We start from the raw sequence: 19,282 nt of genomic DNA, 5'->3' as shown, positions 1-19,282 counted from the left end.
CACTACGAGAACAAGTACAAGGTGCCGGCCAACGCGTCCGCGGTGATCGTCAACCCCACCCTGGTCGCGTCGCGCAGCATTCAGCTGGAGCCGCCGTATAAAGGTGGCCCGGTGATGGGCAACCACGCGGTGATCCCCATCGAGCGCACGCAGGTCCCGACCGAATGGGACGAACTGCGCGACAGCGTCGCCAACATCATCGCCAAACTCGGCCCGACACCCGAGCAACCCAAGGGTCCGTTCGGTGAGGCCATCGAGTCGTTCGCGGACGGTCTGGCCGGCAAGGGCAAGCAGATCAACACCACGCTGAACAGCCTGTCGCGGTCGTTGACCGCGCTGAACGAGGGCCGCGGCGACTTCTTCGCGGTGGTGCGCAGCCTGGCCCAGTTCGTCAACGCCCTGCACAAAGACGACCAGCAGTTCGTCGCGCTGAACAAGAACCTGGCCGAGTTCACCGACAAGTTGACCGGTTCGGACCGGGACCTCACGAATGCGCTTCAGCAGTTCGACAGCCTGCTGTCCACCCTGCGCCCATTCCTGGACAAGAACCGCGGGGTGCTCGCGCACGACGTCGACAACTTGTCCACTCTCACCACCACGCTGGTCCAACCCGATCCGCTGAACGGGTTGGAGACCGCCCTGCACGTCTTGCCGACGCTGGAGACGAACCTCAGCCAGATCTATCACCCGTCGCACGGCGCCGTCATGTCCATCCCGGCGATTCCCAACTTCGCGAACCCAATGCAGTTCGTCTGCAGCATGATTCAGGCCGGCAGTCGGCTGGGCTATCAGGATTCCGCCGAACTGTGCGCGCAATACCTGGCGCCGATCCTCGATGCCATCAAGTTCAACTACCTGCCGTTCGGACTGAATCTGTTCAGCACCGCCGAAGCGCTGCCCAAGGAAGTCGCCTATTCGGAGGACCGGCTGCACCCGCCGAACGGATACAAGGACACCACCGTGCCCGGTATCTGGGTGCCCGATACACCGTTCTCGCACCGCAACACTCAGCCCGGCTGGGTCGCCGCGCCGGGCATGCAAGGCACCCAGGTGGGGCCGGTTACCGGCGGCCTGATGACCCCGGAATCTCTGGCCGAACTGATGGGCGGCCCCGACGCCCCAGCCCCACCGCCGGGTTTGCAAACCCCGCCGGGACCGCCGAACGCCTACGACGAGAACCCGGTGGTGCCGCCGATCGGCCTGCGGGCGCCGCAGGTGCCGATCCCGCCACCGCCGCCGGGGCCGGGCGTAGTTCCGGGTCCGGTCCCGCCGACTCCGGTGGCCGCGTCGACGGGAGCGGGATCGTGAACCACCCGCGAAGCATGGCGATCCGGAACATGCTGCGCGCGTTCGGCTCTCGCACTCGGCACCGGGCCTTCAAGGGGCTGGCCATATTGAGCGCCGCGGCGGTGCTGGCGTCGTGCGCGAAGTGGCACGGAATCGCGAACGTGCCGATGCCGGGCGGCCCGGGCTCGGGGCCGGGGTCCTACACCGTCTACGTGCAGATGCCGGACACACTGGCGCTCAACGACAACAGCCGCGTGCGGGTGGCCGACGTCTTCGTCGGCACGGTACGCGCGATCCAACTGAAGAACTGGGTCGCGACGCTGACACTACGTCTGGGCAAGGACGTCAAGCTGCCCAAGAACGCGACCGCCAAGATCGGCCAGACCAGTCTCCTGGGTTCACAGCATGTCGAGCTGGCCGCACCGCCCAACCCGTCCCCGGAACCACTGCGGGACGGCGACACCATCCCGCTCAAAAATGCGTCCATGTATCCCACGACCGAGCAGACGCTGGCAAGTCTTGCCATCGTGCTCCGCGGCGGAGGCATCCCGAACCTCGAAGTGCTGCAGAACGAGGTCTACAACATCGTCAACGGCCGAGCGGACCAGATCCGCGCCTTCCTCGGCAAACTCGACACCTTCACCGCCCGACTCGACGAGCAACGCGCTGACATCACCCGAGCCATCGACTCCACCAACCGGCTGCTGGCCTACGTGGGTCCCCGTTCGGACGTCTTGGACCGTGTCCTCACCGAATTCCCGCCGTTGCTCAAGCATTTCGCCGACAAACAGAACCTTTTGATCAACGCGGTGGACGCGACGGGACGGCTCAGCCAACTCGCCGACCAATACCTGTCGGGCGCGCGCGGCGACATCCACCAGGACCTGTTGTCGCTGCAGTGCCCGTTGCGGGAACTCGGCCGTGCGGCGCCATATCTGATTCGCGCCCTCAAGCTGATCCTCGTCCGGCCGTTCGACATCGACGCTGTGCCCAAGGCGTTCCGCGGCGACTACTTCAACCTGTCGCTCACGCTGGACCTGACCATGAGCGCCGTGGACAACGCGGTCCTCACCGGGACCGGGTTCTCCGGAGCGCTGCGCGCACTCGAGCAATCGTGGGGCCGCGACCCCGAGACGATGATCCCCGACGTCCGCTACACGCCGAACCCCAATGACGTCCCCGGCGGGCCGCTGGTCGAGAGGGCGGACCGGCAATGCTGACCCGCTTCATCAAACGCCAGCTGGTCATGTTCGCCGCCCTGACTGCGATCACGGCGGTCGCGCTGGGCTGGTATTACCTGCAGATTCCCAGCGCGGTCGGGATCGGCCAGTACACGCTGAAAGCGGAGCTGCCCGCGTCGGGCGGTCTCTACAAGACCTCGAACGTGACCTATCGCGGTGAAACCATCGGCACGGTCACCGCCGTCGAGCCGACCAAGACCGGCGCACGGGTGACCATGAGCATCGCCGACCGCTACAAGATCCCGATTGACGCGTCGGCGAACGTGCATTCGGTGTCGGCGGTCGGTGAGCAGTACCTGGACCTGGTGTCGACGGGCAACCCCGGCCAGTACTTCTCGCCCGGACAGACCATCACCAAGGGCACGGTGCCCACCGAGATCGGGCCGGCGCTGGATGCCGCCAACCGCGGGCTCGCGGTGCTGCCCAAGGACAAGATCGCCTCGCTGCTCGACGAAACAGCCCAAGCGGTCGGCGGATTGGGCCCCGCGCTGCAGCGGCTGGTGGACGCGACGCAGGCGATCGCCGGTGACTTCAAGACCAACATCGCCGACGTCAACGACATCATCCAAAACTCCGGGCCGATCATCGACAGCCAGGTCAACTCCGGTGACTCGATCGAGCGCTGGTCGCACAACCTGAGCATCCTGGCCGCGCAGAGCGCGCAGAGCGATCAGCATGTGCAGAGCATCCTGACCCAAGGGGCGCCGACCGCCGATCAGGTCAACGAGGTGTTCAGCGACGTCCGTGACTCGCTGCCGCAGACGCTGGCGAATCTCGAGATCGTGCTGGACATGCTCAAGCGCTACCACAAGGGCGTCGAGCAGCTGTTGGTGGCCTACCCGCAGGGCGCCTCGGAAGGACAGACGGTCACGACGGCCTTCCCGGGCTACGCGTCGCTCGGCACCTCGCTGACGATCAACCAGCCCCCGCCGTGCCTGACCGGCTTTCTCCCGGCAGAGCAGTGGCGGTCTCCGGCGGATACCAGCCTGGCGCCGATGCCGTCCGGGACGTATTGCAAGATCCCGCAGGACACTCCGGCCAATGCCGTGCGCGGCGCACGCAACCTGCCCTGTGTGGATGTCCCCGGCAAACGCGCCGCGACGCCACGAGAGTGCCGCGACCCCAAACCCTATGTGCCGCTGGGCACCAACCCCTGGTATGGCGACCCCAACCAGATCCTGACCTGCCCGGCGCCCGCCGCGCGCTGCGACCAGCCGGTGAAGCCCGGCCAGGTCATCCCCGCGCCATCGGTCGACAACGGCATGAACCCGGCGCCCTCGGACAGGGTCTCGGGGACACCGCCGCCCGTCAGCGACGCATTGCAGCGGCCGGGGTCGGGCACCGTCGAATGCAATGGGCAGCAACCGAATCCGTGCGTATACACCCCCAGCGGCCCTCCCCCGGCCGTCTATCTTCCCCAGAGCGGTGAGCTGGTGGGGCCCGACGGCGTCAAGTACGCAGTTGAGAATTCGAGTAAGACAGGAGACGACGGATGGAAGGACATGCTGGCACCGCGCGGCTGACTCGAGCGGGCTCCGTCGGTTCAACATCGCCGCGGCAGGCCGGTGCATGCCGCGTTCGGCGTGAGATGCGGGAAACCATTGGCCTAGGCCAACTTCGGAGTGACGCGTGCACGTATCTCGAGCGGGTGGCCACCGGCGAGACCATCGACATCGTCCGTCGCGGCAAGCTCGTGGGCCGCATCGTGCCCGTCGGTGACTGGAGGGTCGCTGCTATCCCGGCGCGATCCGCCGAGCCCGCGGCATCGGACACCGGTGGTTGGGTCGGCCTCGACGAACTGCGAACACGTGCCGGGCGGTGCTTCGACCGGGTCGCGGCCGGGGAGGCCCTCAGCGTGGTTCGCGGCGGTCGATTACTGGCGCAGATCGTGCCCGCCGGCGACGCGGAGCCGGCCCCGATCCCCGCCGAAGCCAGCGGCGGGATCGAGCTCGACGAACTACGGAAGCGCGCGGGGCGATATTTCGACGAGGTCGCGGCCGGCCAGACGATCGAGATCATCCGCGGCGGCAAGTTGGTCGCCCGCATCGTGTCGGTCGCCTAGGCGGAGCGCCCAGCTCCGACCGCACCGCGGAAGCTTTGCCCCGGCACCGTTGTTACGCCTCGCGTGACCGCGACGGGATTCCACGAGGGCGAGACCGCAACACAGCGCCGAGCTGGGGTCGAAGCCGAGGCCAAGCGGCTTGAGGGCATGCTCGACGGTACGGGCCTGTCGCCCGGCGCCGCACGATTTCTGGCGTCACAGCGGTTCGCCGCGCTGACCGGACGAGACCGCGACGGGGTCCTGTGGATCTCGCCGCTGGCCGCGCCGCCGGGCTTTCTCCGCGGACAAGACGACGTCTTGCACGTGTCGACCTTCCCCCGCGACGGCGATCCGCTGCACGAGATCCCGAGCGGTCAACAGGTCGGCCTCATCGCGATCGACTTCGCCACCCGGCGCAGGCTGCGGGTCAACGGCGACCTCGTCAGTGCCGACCACCGGGGCATGACCGTCCGCGTCGACCAGTCATACGGCAACTGCCCCAAGTACATCCACCGCCACCCGATCGAGGTCGCCACCCTTGCCGCCCCTCGGTCGCAACAAGCCGGGCGCGCAACGCTTCTGGACCCGTCCGCTCAAGCGATGATTGCCACGTCGGACACGTTCTTCCTGGGCACCACCCATCCCAGCCGCGGCAGCGATGCGTCACACCGCGGAGGCCCACCCGGATTCGTCCGGGTCGACTCCCCGGCCCGACTGTGGTGGCCGGATTTCCCGGGGAACAACATGTTCAACAGTTACGGCAACCTCGCCGTCGACGACGAAGCCGCTTTGCTGTTCGTCGACTTCGCTACCGGCGCCGTTCTGCACGTCAACGGCACCGCTCAGGTGCGGTGGACCGCCCCCGGCGCGGCCGGCGACGATGGGGCCGTCGGTCGCAACGTCGCATTCTCGGTGGCCGCCGTCGCCCGCTAGTCCGCGTCGAGTCCGTCGTCGGGCAGCGGGCGTCGGCAGATCGCGCGCGCCTCGGCGGCGCTGAGGCCGAACAGCCGCAGAACGTTCTCGGTGACGAGGTCCGCGGCGCGCGCGTCGTCACGATCGGGATCCTCACGCAACAGATTGCCCAGGCCGAGCAGCGCACCGCCGGCCATGGCGAGGGCCAGCCCGGGATCCTCGATGTCGAACCGCCCGGCGGCCACCCCGGCCTTGATATCGCGGAGGGCGCGCGGCGCCAGACCCCGTTGCGACGACAACAACTCCAGCCCATTGGCCAACAGAATCCGGCTCTCCTGCGGTCGGCGGCGAAACAGCCGGCCGGTCAGCCGGAAACTGGTGGCGAACGTCTCGGCCGGGTCCTCGATGGACTCCGTGAGCCGGTCCAGCATCGACCCGTAAGCGTCGAGCACGTCGGCGACGGCCGCCTCGAACAGCTGCTCCTTGCTGTCGAAGTGGTTGTAGAAGGATCCCATTCCGACGTCGGCCGCCTGGGTGATCTCCAGGACGGGCACGTTGACCTTGCCCTCGGCAATCAGTTGCTGCGCGGCCTTGACCAGCGCCGCCCGGGTCCGCCACTTGCGCCGCTCCAGCCGATTGGCCGGCTCCACCATCGCGCTCATTCACAGCAGTATGCCTCAGTGATGACGATTCCGTCAGGGTCTTGACTGAACGTTCTCTCGTATGTGACGATTTCGTCAGTTACTCGATGGAGTGGTGATGCATCTGACGAAGAGCGCCCGTGCGCAGGCGCACAGCGAACAGGGTCCGCGACGCGGCGAACACCCCGGGCGTGCCCGCAACCCGGTGATCAAAGTCGCCGACATCGCGTGGCTGGAGTTCGAGCGACTCGACCTGACGCGGGCAGACGCGTTCGCGCGGGCGTTCGGCTTCCACACGGCGCAGCACCGCCCCAACGAACTGCAGCTGCGCGGCACCCGGGAAGGCGCGCCGTGCGTCATCCTGCGCCACGGCCCGAGCAACCGCTTCACGGGTGCGGCTTTCCGGGCGTGCGACGAGGCCGACGTGCTCCGGCTGGCGGACAGCTTCGGCGCGCCCGTCGAACCGTTACCGGAGACCATCGGTGGGTTGTCGGTCACGTTGATCGACCCCAGCGGCATGCCGGTCCGGGTGGTCGCCGGCGTGCACGAACTCCCGGAGCTGCCGGGCCAACACGTCCACCAGTTCAATTTCGGACGCGAGGTCCGGCGCATCAACGCCGGCCAGCGGCCCCCTCGGGCGCCCGCGCAGGTGCAGCGCCTGGGCCATCTGGTGGTGCAGTCGACCAAGTACGTCGAGACGCTGAACTGGTACCTGGACAACCTGGGCATGATCGTCAGCGACTTTCTCTACTTTCCCGGGCAGCGCGACCGAGGGCCGACGATGAGTTTCATCCGGTGCGACCGCGGGTCGACACCGGCCGATCACCACACCCTGGCGATGGCCCTTGGCCCGGCTAACCGCTACGTCCATTCGGCATATCAGGTCAGCGATCTCGACGCGCTCGCCGCCGGCGGTGAATACCTTGGCGCCCAGGGATTTTCCCGGTCCTGGGGGATCGGCAGGCACATCCAGGGCAGTCAGATCTTCGACTACTGGCGCGATCCCGACGGCTATTTATTCGAGCACTTCACCGATGGCGACCTGTTCGATAACACGCTGGACCCCGGCTGGGCGCCCTTCACCGCGTCCGGTTTGGCCCAATGGGGACCGCCGGCAACCAGAGACTTCCTCGGCACCGATCCGAAATCGGCCCGCCGGGAAGTGGTTTCGATGATCACCGCGCTCCGAGCGCAAAACGAGTTCGATGTCAACCGCCTGATCGGCCTACTGAAAGTTCCCACGTCATGACCCTTTCCGTGCTGCACACCCACGACGCATGGTGGCTCAAGACCGCCCGCGGCGCGGCGAAGATCGACACCACCGCAACAACCACCGCCGCGCTGCTGGCCGACCGCAGTGCCATCGAGAACGCGGCCGCCAGCACCGTTACCGTGCCCGTCGATACCCTGAAGTTGGTGTCGCCGGTGACCCGGCCCTGCCGGGTGATCGCCCAGATGACCAACTACGAATCGCACGTCAAAGACGCGGGCATGGACCCGGCGTCGATCCCGCTGACCTTTTTCCGCAAGGCGTCGGCCTCCATCAACGGGCCTTTCGCCGACATCGTCAAACCCCCGCACGTCCGGCTGTTGGACTACGAGGTGGAGGTCGGGCTGGTGATCGGCCGCGGGGTCCCGGTCGGCACCGCCATCTCCGAGGAAAACCTGAGCGATTTCCTCGCCGGCCTGGTCGTCACCAACGACGTCTCCGCGCGTGACATCCAGCTCCCGCAAACCCAGTTCTACGAGGCGAAGTCGTACCCGACCTTCACACCGGTCGGGCCGGAACTCGTCCTGCTCACCGCCGACGAGTTCAAGCGCTTCGGTGATTTGCGACTGCGCCTGAGCGTCAATGGCCAGGAACGCCAGAACTCACTCGTCGAGGGCGACATGCTCTTCCGGCCCCTGCAGGCGCTGCAGTCGCTCACCCAGTTCCAGGAGCTCGCCCCGGGCGACCTGGTGCTCACCGGCACGCCGGCCGGCACCGCGCTGAGCGCCCCACCGAGGCCCGTGCAGGTCATCGGAAACCTGTTGCCGCCGGCGCTGAAATGGAAGATGTTCTTCTCGCGCCAGGCCGCCAACCGCAACTACTTGCGTGACGGTGACGTCGTCGAAGCGTCCGTGGCGACCGACGACGGGGCCATCGACCTCGGAACGCAGCGCACCACCGTCCGATTCGCGTGACAACTCCGCCCACCCGGCGGGTCCCCGTCGTCATCGTCGGCGCCGGACCGACCGGCGTCACCGCGGCCACGCTGCTGGCGCAGTACGGCGTGGACTGCCTGGTGCTCGACCGCTGGCCCGGCCTGTATCCCCAGCCCCGCGCGGTGCACCTGGACGACGAGATCTATCGCATCATCGCCCGCCTCGGGCTGGCCGACGAATTCGCCGCGATATCGCGGCCTACGCTGGGCCTGCGGTTGGTGGACAGCCGGTTTCGGACGCTCGCCGAGTTCGACCGCGACCCCGGGCACAATGTGCACGGCTTCCCGCCGGCCAACATGTTCGACCAGCCGGAATTGGAGGCCCTGCTGCGGGCCAACCTCGAGCGCCACCCGCACGCCGAGCTCCGGGGGAACGCCGAAGTCACCGACGTCGTGACGGACGGGACACGCATTCGGGTTACGTTCGCCGACCGCTCCGACGGCGGGCTCCACCGGGTCGACGCCGACTACCTGCTGGGCTGCGACGGCGCCAACAGCATGGTGCGCGCGGGCATCGGTTCGACCATGCGGGACTTGAACTTTCAGCAGCGCTGGCTGGTGGTCGACGTCGCCAGCGACGCCGATCTGGGCCAGTGGGACGGGGTGCACCAGTTGTGCGACCCGAATCGCGCGGGGACCTACATGCGCATCGGGCCGGCCCGCTACCGGTGGGAGTTCCGGTTGCTGGACGGCGAGACCGCGGACGATTTCGGCACCCTGGACCGATTGCGCCCGTTGATCAAGCCGTGGACCAGCGCAGTGCCCGTCGGCGAGCTGACTCTGGTGCGCGTCGCCGAATACACATTCCGCGCACAGATCGCCGACCGCTGGCGCCGCGGAAACGTGTTCATCCTCGGCGACGCGGCGCACCTCACTCCCCCGTTCATCGGCCAGGGCATGGGAGCGGGTTTGCGCGATGCTGCCAACCTGGCCTGGAAGATCGCCGGGGTCCACCACGGCACGCTGGCGCCGAGCGTCCTCGAAACCTATGAGCAGGAACGCAAACCGCATACCCGATCCATGATTCGGCTGGCGCTGGCGGTCGGTTGGGCGATGACCGGCGGGGGCCGCCTGGGCAATGCAGCCCGCCGGGCCGTGTTGCCGCGGCTGCGGCTCATCCCCGGCCTGCGCGCCAAGGTGGTGGACTCGACAACGCCGGCACTGCACCGTTCCGCCTTGGCGCACACATCCCGGAAACCGCGCCGGCTTGCCGGCACGCTCTGCCCGAATGCCCCGCTGAGCCAAGGTCACCGGCTGGACGACGCGCTTGGCACCGGTTTCGCATTGATCAGCACCGTTCACCCTGCTGCCGCCGACGAGGCGGCGCTGCGGCGGCGCAACGTCACTGTGCTGGTCGCCGAACCCGGCAGCCCGCTGGTGGCATGGCTACACAGTGGCCATGCCACCGCTGCGGTGGTGCGCCCCGACCGAACCGTGGCGCGCGCCGGACGCGACGTCGCCGCCCTTTGCGCGTGGACGGCGACGGTCGTCTCGCCCGGCGTAGATCAGGCGGACGCCGGTGGCCGCGCGACGATCACCGGTATCCGAACCGAGTGCAGGACCGCGTTGCTGACCGATCCCAACAGCACACCGGTCAGACCGCCGCGCCCGTGACTACCGACGACCAGAAGCTGTGCGGTCTCGGACTTTTCGGCGAGCTGCCGGGCCGGTTGATCCCGCACGACCAATCGCTGCACCGCCACGTCGGGGTAGCGTTCCTGCCAGCCCGCCAGGTTCTCGGCCAGGCTGCGGTGCGCCTCGGATTCCAGGGATGACCAATCCGCTTCCGGGAGGTCGGTGATCGCGATGTCGCTCCAGGCGTGCAATGCCGTCAGGCCGACACCGCGCCGGGAGGCTTCGTCGAACGCGACTCCGATCGCGAGCTCGGAAGCCGGTGAGCCGTCGACCCCGACCAGTACCGGCGCGTCTTGCGCCGCCGGTTGACCGTCTGCGTGGACGACGGCGACCGGGCAATGCGCGTGCCGCACGACCGTCGAACTGACCGAACCCAGCACGCCCCGGGCCAGCAATCCCCGTCCGGCGGTGCCCACGACGATCATCTCAGCCTCGTCGGACATCTTGATCAGGGCCAGCGCCGGGCTGGAGTACACGAGTTCCCGGTTGATCGTGACGTGTCCGTCCGCCGGAAGTGTCTCCTCGGCGAGCTTGATCGCGTGCATGATCGCCTTTTTGCCCTCGTCTTCCAGCCGCACCGCCAGAGAGTCGGGGTATGGGACCGGCGGCCAGGTGGCGGTGGGTGTCGTCACCGCGTGGACGACGGTCAGTGGAACATTACGCAGTGAAGCTTCGTGGGCGGCCCAGGTCGCGGCGGCGTTCGACGCCGACGAGCCGTCCACCGCGACGACGATGCCGCGGTGCTGGTCAGGTGTTGACATTTCGTTCTCCCTCCATCACCAGCGACGTTATAAACCCGCGGGCGTCCCGGTCGTGAGGCTTAAGTCCCTAACCAACGGGACGGAGGGCTGTTAGCGCCACCCGTTAAGGCGGCCGTAACGCCATGGTCAGGCGCCGGCTAGCTGCGTTGCCGCTGCAACTGCGCGATGACCCAGAACGGCAGCGCCACGAACAGCGTGCCGCCGACCAGGTTGCCCACGGTGGTGATGCCCAGGTTGGTGAGCAGGCCGTGTGGACCGAAGCCCCAACCGATGCCGGCTCGCGGCGCGGCGGGGTGAAACAGGTTGAGCAGCAAAGGAAGGCCGAGGAAGCCGACGTTGGCGATCACGTGCTGGGTGCCGCCGATCACGAATGCGAACGGCCCATAGAACGCGAACGTCATGCGGGCGACGTCGCTGCGGGCCTTGAAGAACATGCACATCGAGGTTTGCAGGAACCAGGTGCACACCACGGCCAGCAGCAGCGCCGTCCAGAAGGGCTGGCCGGCCTTCTGCGCGCCGACCGCGGCCGCCCGCTCGGCGAAGGCGCCCAGGTAGGGTCCTCCCGCGGCGCCACAGACGGTGACGAACGCCAGCGCCCCCAGGACGTTGCCGAGCAGGCCGACGATCACCAGAAAGGCGTAACCGCCGACGCTCATGGTGCGGTTGAGGACAGCCAGGAAACCGGCGGCCATGTCGGCGGTGATCAGCGACATCCCGGAGACCAGGATCAGGACGAAGGACATGCCGAACGCCAAGCCCATCAACAGGCTCGCAACGCCCGGGATCTTGACCCCGGTGCTCACCATCAACGCCAGCAGCGCGCCGAACGCGACCATCGCCCCGCCGACCAGGGAGCGCACCAGGAACGCCCACGGGTGCGTCGCCTTCTCGACGGCCATGGCGGCCACGCGGTCCACCATGGCGCCCACGCTGAGCGGCTCGAACGGGTCGCCGGCCGCGATCTCCGTCGTCCCCCCGGAGGCAAAGGGGGCGAAGGCGTTTGGCGGCACTTCGCCTTCCCACTGGGGCGCTTGCGCATTGATGGTCATCGGTGTTCGCCTTTCCGTAATGCGTTGAGCGCGTTGATGACCCCGCTGACATGCTCTTCGCTGAGCGTCTCGCCCTCGAAGACGTGAGCGAGCAGGATCTTCAGGTCGAGCATCTGCTGCAGGTAGATCAGGCACGGGGGGCATTCGTCGAGGTGCTTGGCGACGATCGGGCCCCATTGCCGGGGATCGGAGTCGACGAGTTCGTCGACGAGGTGGACGAACTCGACGCAGTCGATGGCGGGGACGGTGTTGTCGTGGACGGTCATCGGCGATACCGCTTTTCCAATTCGTTGCGCAGATTGCCGCGGGCGCGGTAGAGCAGCGCGCGTTGCCCTTCAGCGGTGAGTTCGAGCAGCTCGGCCGCCTCCTCCGCGGAGGCGCCGACGATGTCCCGCAGGATGACCAGTTGCCGTTGCCGAACCGGCAGCGCGTCCAGCGCCGCACGTACCTGCCCGACGAGCTCGTTCTCGACGGTGTGGTCCGCGGGCAGGAAGCGCCGTGACGGCGGGAGGTTCCAGTGTCCGGCGTCGGGATGGCCGGCGGGATGCATGCGGCCCGCCAGCGGGTCGACATCCTCCGCGGACAGCACCTCGTGGTCGCGGATGCGGGATTCGCGGCGCCGGTGCCGCGATGCGGTGTTCTTGACGATCGCGAACAGCCACGTCGCGACCGAGGAACGGCCCTCGAACGACTCCGCGGACTGCAGGATCTGCACCCAGGCCTCCTGCACCGCCTCTTCGGCCACCGTGGGCGAATCCACCATGGTGCGGGCGAAATTGACCATCGGCCGGTGAAAGTCGCGCACCAGTTTCGCAAGCGGGACGCCGCCGACGACGCGTTCGGATTCGGTGCCCCCCGGCGGCACCGCCACCGGGGTCACCATGGTCTCGCACTCAAGCGCATGCCGCCAGTTCCCAGCGCAGCTGGCCTTCGGACGGGGACTGAACCGGGATGAACGCCGCCTCCCGGTAGCGGCGGCTCGCCGATGTCCTGCTCGCATACCCCTTGCCGCCGGCGGTACGGACCTCGAGATCCGCACTGGCGCTGGCGAGTTCGGCTGCGGCAAGCCGCAGCGACAACAGCTCCCGCTTGGTGGGCGGCTCGTCCCCGCCCACGGCGGCGGCCAGATCCGCCACTGCCGCCTCCGCACCGGCGAGCTTCTCCTCGACCTGGTCGACCTGGGCGCTGAAGACCGAGTTCACCCCGCTGAGGGCGTTCCTGGCCTGCCCCACCGCGGTTCTGGTCAACCCCAGGCACATGGCCGACTGCAGGACGAGGAACGTCGGACGGACCGCCCGCAGGAAGCCGTCGAAGTCGCTCGCCAACACCTGCTCCGAGGGGACATAGGCGTCCGCCAGCTTCAGGTACGACGAGGCGGTGCTACCCATTGCCAGCAGGTCGAAATGATCACCGACCGCAACGCCGGGTGTGTTCAGCGGCAGGGCCACGATCAGCCGCTCGCCCGCGTCGGTGCGCACCGCGGTCACCATCGTCGAGTCCGGATAGAGGTTGCTCGCCCACCTGATCGATCCGGACACCACGTAGCCCCCGTCGGCCGGCGCGGCCGTCAACTCCAAACTTCCGCAGCCCGCCGCCTCCTTGAACGCCGAAGCCATGCCGGTCACCCCAAGCGTGGTTCCGGCAAGCAGCGGCTGGGCCGCCGCGGCGCTGAAAGGTGTTGCCGCGGTGAGCAGATACTCCACCGCCATCCGATGGGCCCAGAGTGAGAAGCCGGTGCTCATGCATTCTCCGGAGATCGAGCGGATCACCTCGACCATGTCGGGCAGCCTGCCGTCGACGTTGCCGGGAGCGCCGATCCCGAGCAGACCGGCCGCACCCAAGGCGGTGAAGCTGCGGCGGGCCTGGTGCTCGCCGCGGTCCAGCGCCGCGGCGTGGGCCCGGATGTCTTCCAGCAGTTCGACATCCAACCGGCTGGCCGCCGGGTCCATCGTCGCCGTCATCTCGATACCTCCTGGGCCGAATGCTTCCACGCATAGTCGAGGAATTTGCCGTCGAAAGTGACGACCACTCTGTCGCCTTCGGGGTGCGGCCGCCGCCGCACGCTCATCTGGAAGTTGATGGCGCTCATGATGCCGTCACCGAACTCTTCACCGATGAGTTCCTTGATCGCCGGGCCGTAGACGGCCAGCGCCTCGTGGAACCGGTAGATCGTGGGATCTGTTGTCATGGTCGCATCGGAACCCCGATACGGCATCATTTGCAGGACCGCCACCGCCTCGTCGTCGAGGCCGAGAAGCGATGCGACCGTTGCCGCGTCACCGGCGGGGAGCGGATGCTGCCCGAGGAGCGCCGCGACGGTCCATACCGGGTCCTTGCCGATCGATTCGGCGATTTTCGCCCAGCTCAGCCCTCGCTTGACGCGGGCCAACCTGATCGCCTGGCCGAGATCGGTCTTCGTCAAAGTGGTTGCCATCGACCGTTGTCCGTGCCTATCCGGTGAACAGGGTGGAGTCGACGCTCACCGGGTTGCGGAAGGTGTTCACCACCGGTGACCAGGCGATCGCGTTGTCGTGGATCTCCTTGAGTGTCGCGTCGTCGGCGTCTCCGGCCAGCGTCACCCGGCAGCGAACCGCGCTGAAGCCGAGGCGCTTTCCCTCGGGAGTGTCCCCCACCCCCCACACCGCGGAGATGTCGATGTCGCCTTCCATCTCGACCTCGATCTTGGTCAGCGTCACGCCGCGGTGCGTCGCGTTCGCCAGCAGGCCCACCGAGACGCAGGAACCCAGCGCGGCCAGGGCGGTTTCGGAAGGGTTGGGTGCGGAGTCGTCGCCGAGCAGCGCGGGCGGCTCGCCCACCAGCATCGGCGCCAGGTCGCGGACGTAGGTCATGTTGCGGAACCCGGTCTCGCACACCGTCTTGGCTTTGAGGGTCTTCTTCCCGGTCTCCGGGTTGGCCCTGGCGTTACACGACAGCTTGTCGAGGCCTTCGGCGTCGATGACGAGCGCGTCGGTCATGTGACTTCCTCCGTTTCGCTGATTCTGCGGCTTCACGGAGTTAGTGCTCTGCGGCGGCCGATGTGTGACGGTGGACCCGATTGGTTTACGCGGGCGACACGAAACATCACACAGCCGAAACGTGGCGCCGTCCAACGCCGGGCCCCGCCACGGAGGTTTGCTCAGCCGAAAAGGCCTTGTCCGATGTAGTGGCCTTCCGCGGGCGCGGGAGGCACCGCGAAGATTGCCGAGCCGATGTGGCGGATGTACTCGTTGAGCAGGTCGTGGGCGCCCAGCCGGTTCTGCAGGCGAATAAAATCTTGCGGATCTTTTTGATACGAGATGAACAGCAGGCCGGCGTCGAGTTGGCCGTTGGCGTCGAGGCCGTCGGTGTAGTTGTAGGAGCGCCGCCGGATCATGATGCCGTCATTGTTTTCCCGGGCGGCCAGGGCGACGTGGGACATCGGGTCGATGAGCGGATGCCCGTCGGCCCCCGTGGCGGCGAAGTCGGGCGCGTCGAATTCGCCCTTGCCGCTCAGCGGCGCTCCCTCCTCCTTGGTGCGGCCGAAGATCCGCTGCTGATTGCCGATGCGGTCGACATCCCAAGTTTCGAGCAGCATCCGGACCTTCCGCACCACTTGATACGTCCCGCCGTTCATCCACGGCTGGTCGTTGTCGTGCACCCAGACGAAGCGGTCGTACTCGGCGTCCGTGGCGATGTTGCGGGTCCCGTCCTTGAATCCCAGCAGATTTCGCGGGGTGCGCTGGCCGGGACCGGCCGATGCTCGGCTGAATCCCAGCACAGACCAGGACGGTGCGACGAGGTTGCGGCCCAGCCGGGCCAGGTTGCGCACGGTGTGATAGCAGACCTGGGGGTCGTCGGCGCAGGCTTGCACGGACAGGTCGCCGCCGCGCAGCCGAGGGTCCAGGTTGTCGCCGTTGAGCGGGGGCAGGTCGGTGAAGACCGCGGGCCGCCGCGCGGCGAGCCCGAACCGATCGCCGAACAGCGACGGCCCCAATCCGATGGTGACGGTGAGACTGGCCGGGCTCAGGCCGTAGGCTTCCCCGGTGTCGGCCGGTGGCTGGACCTCCACCCGCGGCTCGATGGCGCCGACCGGCTTGCCCGCCTGCAGGATCGCGGCCGCGGCGGACCAGCGCGCGAGGAGGGTCTGCACCTCGGTGCGCCCGGCGCCGGCGGACAGCGAGAATGACATGAACATGGCGTAACGCTGTGGGGGCGTGGCGATTCCGCCCTGATGCGGCTGACCGTAGAAGGGGTAGCTACGCCGCAGGTCGACATTGTCGTCCCCGCCGCCCGAGCCGTCGCCGGGGCGTCCGGCCGCCGTCGCGTAGCCCGCAAGGCCACCGACCGCGGTGCCGGTAAGCCCGGCCAGCGCGGCGCCGCCGAGCACGCGCCGGCGCGAAACCGATGCGGCTTCTTCGGGTTCGGCGATGTCGTCGGTCACGGTCAGCCCGCGGCGACGACTTTCTGGGCGACCGCGGACAGGCTTTGGTGCAGCGGCTGGATGACCGCGGTCAACTTCGGCGCGTCGGTCGCCTTCAGCGCGGCGGTGTACGTCCGGAACCCGCCCAGCGCGGCGGGCTCACGGTATCCGGCCAAAGTGGCCAGCACCGTGCGGAATTGCTGATCGATCCGGCCGACCAGATCGCCGTCGATCTTCTCCAGGCCCGGCCTCAGCGAGGCGTATGCCTGCTGGGCGCCCTCCACATTGCCGGAAAAGTCCACCAAGTCCAGGTGGCTGAACGCCTCCTCCTCGCCGGTGATCTTGGTGTTCTGGATCTCTTCGATCAGGTCGCTGGCACCGTTGGCCAGGTCCTCGGGCTGATACTGCAGGAGCGCGACCACGGCGTTCAACTTGGCGACGTTGCCCAGCAATTCGGTGCTGAGATTCAGCGTGGCGGGGGTGATCACCCCGCCCTGCCACAGGTCACGTTCGATGGCGTGGAAACCCTTCCAGCCGACTTTCGCATCGACGGGGGTGGACTCGCGCATATCGATCAGATAGTCGAATTTCCCGGCATTGTCGCCGGCCGGGAAGCCCAACACGATGAATCCGCCCACCGCTGACTCCGAACGCTCCCAGAAGAGCCGGGCTTTGGCGTAAGCGGCCTTCGCGGCGTCGACGTTGCCCGACTGCACGGCGGCGTCGAGCGCCTTGACCCCGTCGCCGAGCTCACCGATCTGCCTGATGATGTATGCCGCGTAGTCCTTGGTGCCCTGGCTGAGGATGCCCGCCGCGGCGCCGGCCGGCCTCGCTGCCGCCCGGCCCGTCACCGTCAAGGTCTGGTGTTCGCGGCTGGCGCCGGGGCAATACAGTTCGTACGCACCACCGTCGAGGGTGACGGTGAACGACACCGGGTCCAGTCCGGGAGCGAGGTCCTCCTTCTCGCCGACGATCCGCTGGTCGCTGAGCAATTCGACCTCACTGATCCCCGGCGCGTTCGTGTTGGCGACCGTGAACGTCACCGGGCCTGCGGACACGGTGGTGTTGTCCAGCGCGCACCCCTCCTTGCCGCCGACGCTGGCCATGGTGACCTTCACCGCGTTGACGCGGCCGGATTTCCCGCCTTCCGGGCGCGCCGCGTTACCACTCGGATGACTGCAGGCGGTCACACAACACGCCACCATCAGGGCCAATGCTGTTGCGGGGAAACAACACTGGTGATACCAGGGCCGGGATCCCGGCACGGTGCGATCCGGCGGCGTCACGGGGACGGCTGCGTGACGAAATCGATGAGTTCCTCGACGCGACTGATCAGCGCGGGTTCCAGGTCATTCCAGTCGCGCACGCGGGACCGGATGTGCCGCCAGGCCCTGGCGATGTCGGCCTGGTTGGCGTGGGGCAACCCGAGCGCCCGGCATGCGCCGTGCTTCCAATCGATGTGCCGCGGCACGTCCGGCCAGCCGGTCAAGCCGAGCCGCTGGGGTTTCACAGCCTGCCAGACGTCGACGTAGGGATGACCGACCACCAGGGTGTCGCTGCCCCCGGGTCCGCGACGCACCGCGTCGGCGATCCTCGCCTCCTTCGAACCCGTGATGAGGTGATCGACGAGCACACCGAGCCGACGCCCCGGAGCGGGCGCGAACTCGGCCACGATGCCCACCAGGTCGTCCACACCGCCGAGGTGCTCGACGACGACCCCCTCGATCCGCAGGTCCTCTCCCCACACCTGGGCGATGAGTTCGGCGTCGTGGCGACCCTCCACATAGATCCGGCTGGCACGGGCTACCCGCGCGCGGGCGCCCGGCACGGCCACCGACCCGGAAGCCGTCCTCGCGGCGGCGACGGGCGCCGCACGGCGCGGCGCCGTCAGGATCACCGGGCGGCCCTCCAGCAAATATCCTGGGCCCAAGGGGAAGCCGCGCACGTGCCCGTGCCGGTCCTCGAGATCGACCCGACCGTACTCGACTCGTACCACCGCACCGACGTATCCGGTTTGCACGTCTTCGACCACCAGTCCCGGTTCGGCGGGGTGCTCGGTCGAGCGGGGCTTGCGCCGGCCCGCGGCGGCAAGGACGTCGGTTCCATAGCGATCAGCCACCCGGCAATACTAGGAACCCTTGCGGCCAAACGGCGTTACGGCACGCCCGCTCGAGGAGCATCGTGACCGAGATCGCCCGGGCCGCCGAAGCAATACCGGCGCGTAAAAAGTGCGTTTTAACTGTGTGGCGTTACACAGCTGATGACGTTGCCGGTGTTACGTTGCTAGTCATAAGATCTGCCGCTCGTTCTTCAATCGCGGCGGTGAGCGAGGTGGGAGTATGGACCTGGCACTGTGGGTGTCGAGCATTGTGGCTTTCGTGCGGGCCGGCTACCCCGCCGGCATGCCCACGACCGGATACTCGCCCGTGGCCGCCTTGGCTCGCCGACGGCTGTGCGATGACGAGATCAAGGCCATCGCAACCAAACTCATGAGGCGCCAATTCTGGCCGATCAACCCGGTTGACATCGGCGTCGAAATCACCCGGGTCACGAACCAATTGCCCTTGCCGGCCGACGTCGAGCGGGTCGAGCATCGTCTGCACGAGATCCGCTGCGCGCGGGGATAGTCGTTACCGCGGGATCGGACTCTGCTAGGGCGCGCCTTTCTCCGGGCCGCCGCATGCGGCCAGGTAGTCCGGGTAGCTCCAGGTCCGCAGAAACTGTTGGCCCGCCTGCAATCCTCGTTGATACAGGGCGTCGCGTTGCTCGGCGGTGATGTCGAAGTCGATGGGGCTGACCTCGTCGGCGGGAACGAAGATGGTGCGCCGTACGGTGCACGGATCGTCGATGTATGCGTTGTCCTGGTTGCTCACCAGTGTCTCGATCGCGGCGATTCCCAAGGAGACCGGCCCGTGGACCGGGTGGGTGGCGCCACCTGGGTCGACGGCGGCCTACTATCCGATTTCCCGGTGGAGTTGTTCGATCGCCCGGACGCGCAGCCCCGCTGGCCGACCTTCGGCATCCGGCTGTCCGCGCGCCCAAGTCAGCGAGCAGGCCGGCCAGCAGGCGTTCCAAGTAGGCGCCGCGGTAGACACCGTCGGACACCAACAGT

20 protein-coding genes and 1 pseudogene are annotated in these 19,282 nt (G+C 67.8%); 9 read left to right on the top strand and 12 right to left on the bottom strand.

Going from position 1 to position 19,282, the window contains the following annotated elements; genetic code table 11:
- The 5 genes from A5713_RS14745 to A5713_RS14725 form a co-directional block, all read left to right on the top strand.
- Nucleotides 1–1,308, top strand: a 1,308-nt coding sequence (locus A5713_RS14745) for an MCE family protein (protein WP_156751892.1), incomplete at its 5' end; no start/stop codon positions are given.
- Nucleotides 1,309–1,337: 29 nt separating this feature from the next.
- A complete protein-coding gene (locus A5713_RS14740; RefSeq protein ID WP_068096522.1) occupies nucleotides 1,338–2,507 on the top strand; it encodes a virulence factor Mce family protein in 1,170 nt (389 codons plus the stop codon).
- The gene (locus A5713_RS14735; RefSeq protein ID WP_068096516.1) at nucleotides 2,501–4,051 is read left to right on the top strand and encodes an MlaD family protein; all 1,551 of its coding nucleotides are present in this window, start codon (nucleotides 2,501–2,503) and stop codon (nucleotides 4,049–4,051) included. Before A5713_RS14740 ends, A5713_RS14735 begins: the two co-directional genes overlap by 7 nt.
- A gap of 125 nt (nucleotides 4,052–4,176) precedes the next feature.
- Nucleotides 4,177–4,590: a type II toxin-antitoxin system Phd/YefM family antitoxin gene (locus A5713_RS14730; protein WP_068096515.1), complete on the top strand. Its 414-nt coding sequence runs from the start codon at nucleotides 4,177–4,179 to the stop codon at nucleotides 4,588–4,590.
- Between the two features lie 63 nt (nucleotides 4,591–4,653).
- Nucleotides 4,654–5,502, top strand: a complete 849-nt coding sequence (locus tag A5713_RS14725; protein WP_068096513.1) for a pyridoxamine 5'-phosphate oxidase family protein — start codon at nucleotides 4,654–4,656, stop codon at nucleotides 5,500–5,502.
- Here A5713_RS14725 and A5713_RS14720 read toward each other — a convergent pair.
- Nucleotides 5,499–6,143, bottom strand: a complete 645-nt coding sequence (locus A5713_RS14720) for a TetR/AcrR family transcriptional regulator (RefSeq protein ID WP_068096511.1) — start codon at nucleotides 6,141–6,143, stop codon at nucleotides 5,499–5,501. The genes A5713_RS14725 and A5713_RS14720 overlap by 4 nt on opposite strands.
- A gap of 97 nt (nucleotides 6,144–6,240) precedes the next feature.
- On the opposite strand from A5713_RS14720, the gene A5713_RS14715 reads away from it, so the two are divergent.
- From A5713_RS14715 to A5713_RS14705, 3 genes are read left to right on the top strand one after another with little or no spacing between them, the layout of a single operon-like run.
- Nucleotides 6,241–7,371: a VOC family protein gene (locus tag A5713_RS14715; RefSeq protein ID WP_068096520.1), complete on the top strand. Its 1,131-nt coding sequence runs from the start codon at nucleotides 6,241–6,243 to the stop codon at nucleotides 7,369–7,371.
- Nucleotides 7,368–8,306, top strand: coding sequence for a fumarylacetoacetate hydrolase family protein (locus tag A5713_RS14710; protein ID WP_068096509.1), 939 nt, complete (start codon nucleotides 7,368–7,370; stop codon nucleotides 8,304–8,306). The genes A5713_RS14715 and A5713_RS14710 overlap by 4 nt, the downstream gene beginning before the upstream one ends.
- Nucleotides 8,303–9,940: a bifunctional 3-(3-hydroxy-phenyl)propionate/3-hydroxycinnamic acid hydroxylase gene (locus A5713_RS14705; RefSeq protein WP_068096505.1), complete on the top strand. Its 1,638-nt coding sequence runs from the start codon at nucleotides 8,303–8,305 to the stop codon at nucleotides 9,938–9,940. Before A5713_RS14710 ends, A5713_RS14705 begins: the two co-directional genes overlap by 4 nt.
- On the opposite strand, the gene A5713_RS14700 is transcribed toward A5713_RS14705, so the two are convergent.
- The 10 genes from A5713_RS14700 to A5713_RS14655 all read right to left on the bottom strand — a co-directional run bounded on the left by A5713_RS14700 (nucleotide 9,832) and on the right by A5713_RS14655 (nucleotide 18,289).
- Nucleotides 9,832–10,722 (bottom strand): universal stress protein, encoded by an 891-nt coding sequence (locus A5713_RS14700; RefSeq protein WP_068096504.1) that lies wholly within the window; start codon nucleotides 10,720–10,722, stop codon nucleotides 9,832–9,834. The genes A5713_RS14705 and A5713_RS14700 overlap by 109 nt on opposite strands.
- Before the next feature lie 137 nt (nucleotides 10,723–10,859).
- Nucleotides 10,860–11,771 (bottom strand): formate/nitrite transporter family protein, encoded by a 912-nt coding sequence (locus A5713_RS14695; protein WP_068096502.1) that lies wholly within the window; start codon nucleotides 11,769–11,771, stop codon nucleotides 10,860–10,862.
- Nucleotides 11,768–12,037, bottom strand: a complete 270-nt coding sequence (locus A5713_RS14690; RefSeq protein WP_067916752.1) for a hypothetical protein — start codon at nucleotides 12,035–12,037, stop codon at nucleotides 11,768–11,770. Before A5713_RS14690 ends, A5713_RS14695 begins: the two co-directional genes overlap by 4 nt.
- On the bottom strand, nucleotides 12,034–12,654 hold the full coding sequence (locus A5713_RS14685) for an RNA polymerase sigma factor (RefSeq protein ID WP_067916750.1): 621 nt from the start codon (nucleotides 12,652–12,654) through the stop codon (nucleotides 12,034–12,036). The genes A5713_RS14690 and A5713_RS14685 overlap by 4 nt, the downstream gene beginning before the upstream one ends.
- A gap of 10 nt (nucleotides 12,655–12,664) precedes the next feature.
- Nucleotides 12,665–13,732, bottom strand: a complete 1,068-nt coding sequence (locus A5713_RS14680) for an acyl-CoA dehydrogenase family protein (protein WP_068096501.1) — start codon at nucleotides 13,730–13,732, stop codon at nucleotides 12,665–12,667.
- A complete protein-coding gene (gene cynS / locus A5713_RS14675; protein ID WP_068096500.1) occupies nucleotides 13,729–14,205 on the bottom strand; it encodes a cyanase in 477 nt (158 codons plus the stop codon). The genes A5713_RS14680 and cynS overlap by 4 nt, the downstream gene beginning before the upstream one ends.
- Nucleotides 14,206–14,221: 16 nt before the next feature.
- Complete coding sequence (locus A5713_RS14670; protein ID WP_067916744.1) at nucleotides 14,222–14,746, bottom strand: OsmC family protein; 525 nt, start codon at nucleotides 14,744–14,746, stop codon at nucleotides 14,222–14,224.
- Nucleotides 14,747–14,907: 161 nt separating this feature from the next.
- Nucleotides 14,908–16,197, bottom strand: a complete 1,290-nt coding sequence (gene efeB / locus A5713_RS14665; RefSeq protein WP_068096499.1) for an iron uptake transporter deferrochelatase/peroxidase subunit — start codon at nucleotides 16,195–16,197, stop codon at nucleotides 14,908–14,910.
- Nucleotides 16,194–17,375, bottom strand: a complete 1,182-nt coding sequence (gene efeO / locus A5713_RS14660; RefSeq protein WP_231980423.1) for an iron uptake system protein EfeO — start codon at nucleotides 17,373–17,375, stop codon at nucleotides 16,194–16,196. Before efeO ends, efeB begins: the two co-directional genes overlap by 4 nt.
- Nucleotides 17,376–17,452: 77 nt before the next feature.
- Nucleotides 17,453–18,289, bottom strand: a complete 837-nt coding sequence (locus A5713_RS14655; protein ID WP_068096498.1) for a DUF3097 family protein — start codon at nucleotides 18,287–18,289, stop codon at nucleotides 17,453–17,455.
- 220 nt (nucleotides 18,290–18,509) lie between these two features.
- On the opposite strand from A5713_RS14655, the gene A5713_RS14650 reads away from it, so the two are divergent.
- On the top strand, nucleotides 18,510–18,797 hold the full coding sequence (locus tag A5713_RS14650; RefSeq protein WP_067916738.1) for a DUF3349 domain-containing protein: 288 nt from the start codon (nucleotides 18,510–18,512) through the stop codon (nucleotides 18,795–18,797).
- Nucleotides 18,798–18,821: 24 nt separating this feature from the next.
- Here A5713_RS14650 and A5713_RS29710 read toward each other — a convergent pair.
- Nucleotides 18,822–19,282: pseudogene (locus A5713_RS29710) on the bottom strand (hypothetical protein); the annotation flags it as partial.

It is taken from the genome of Mycobacterium sp. E2497 (assembly GCF_001668695.1).
Lineage (GTDB): Bacteria > Actinomycetota > Actinomycetes > Mycobacteriales > Mycobacteriaceae > Mycobacterium.
This window is presented reverse-complemented; position numbering and strand designations above follow the sequence as displayed.

What these genes read in the sequence shown, in the direction of transcription:
- A5713_RS14740 (WP_068096522.1), top strand. Translation starts at nt 1,338, where the DNA reads ATGCTGCGCGCGTTCGGCTCTCGCACTCGGCACCGGGCCTTCAAGGGG.
- A5713_RS14735 (WP_068096516.1), top strand. Translation starts at nt 2,501, where the DNA reads ATGCTGACCCGCTTCATCAAACGCCAGCTGGTCATGTTCGCCGCCCTG.
- A5713_RS14720 (WP_068096511.1), bottom strand. Translation starts at nt 6,143, where the DNA reads ATGAGCGCGATGGTGGAGCCGGCCAATCGGCTGGAGCGGCGCAAGTGG.
- A5713_RS14715 (WP_068096520.1), top strand. Translation starts at nt 6,241, where the DNA reads ATGCATCTGACGAAGAGCGCCCGTGCGCAGGCGCACAGCGAACAGGGT.
- A5713_RS14710 (WP_068096509.1), top strand. Translation starts at nt 7,368, where the DNA reads ATGACCCTTTCCGTGCTGCACACCCACGACGCATGGTGGCTCAAGACC.
- A5713_RS14700 (WP_068096504.1), bottom strand. Translation starts at nt 10,722, where the DNA reads ATGTCAACACCTGACCAGCACCGCGGCATCGTCGTCGCGGTGGACGGC.
- A5713_RS14695 (WP_068096502.1), bottom strand. Translation starts at nt 11,771, where the DNA reads ATGACCATCAATGCGCAAGCGCCCCAGTGGGAAGGCGAAGTGCCGCCA.
- A5713_RS14690 (WP_067916752.1), bottom strand. Translation starts at nt 12,037, where the DNA reads ATGACCGTCCACGACAACACCGTCCCCGCCATCGACTGCGTCGAGTTC.
- A5713_RS14685 (WP_067916750.1), bottom strand. Translation starts at nt 12,654, where the DNA reads ATGGTGACCCCGGTGGCGGTGCCGCCGGGGGGCACCGAATCCGAACGC.
- A5713_RS14680 (WP_068096501.1), bottom strand. Translation starts at nt 13,732, where the DNA reads ATGACGGCGACGATGGACCCGGCGGCCAGCCGGTTGGATGTCGAACTG.
- cynS (WP_068096500.1), bottom strand. Translation starts at nt 14,205, where the DNA reads ATGGCAACCACTTTGACGAAGACCGATCTCGGCCAGGCGATCAGGTTG.
- A5713_RS14670 (WP_067916744.1), bottom strand. Translation starts at nt 14,746, where the DNA reads ATGACCGACGCGCTCGTCATCGACGCCGAAGGCCTCGACAAGCTGTCG.
- efeO (WP_231980423.1), bottom strand. Translation starts at nt 17,375, where the DNA reads ATGGTGGCGTGTTGTGTGACCGCCTGCAGTCATCCGAGTGGTAACGCG.
- A5713_RS14650 (WP_067916738.1), top strand. Translation starts at nt 18,510, where the DNA reads ATGGACCTGGCACTGTGGGTGTCGAGCATTGTGGCTTTCGTGCGGGCC.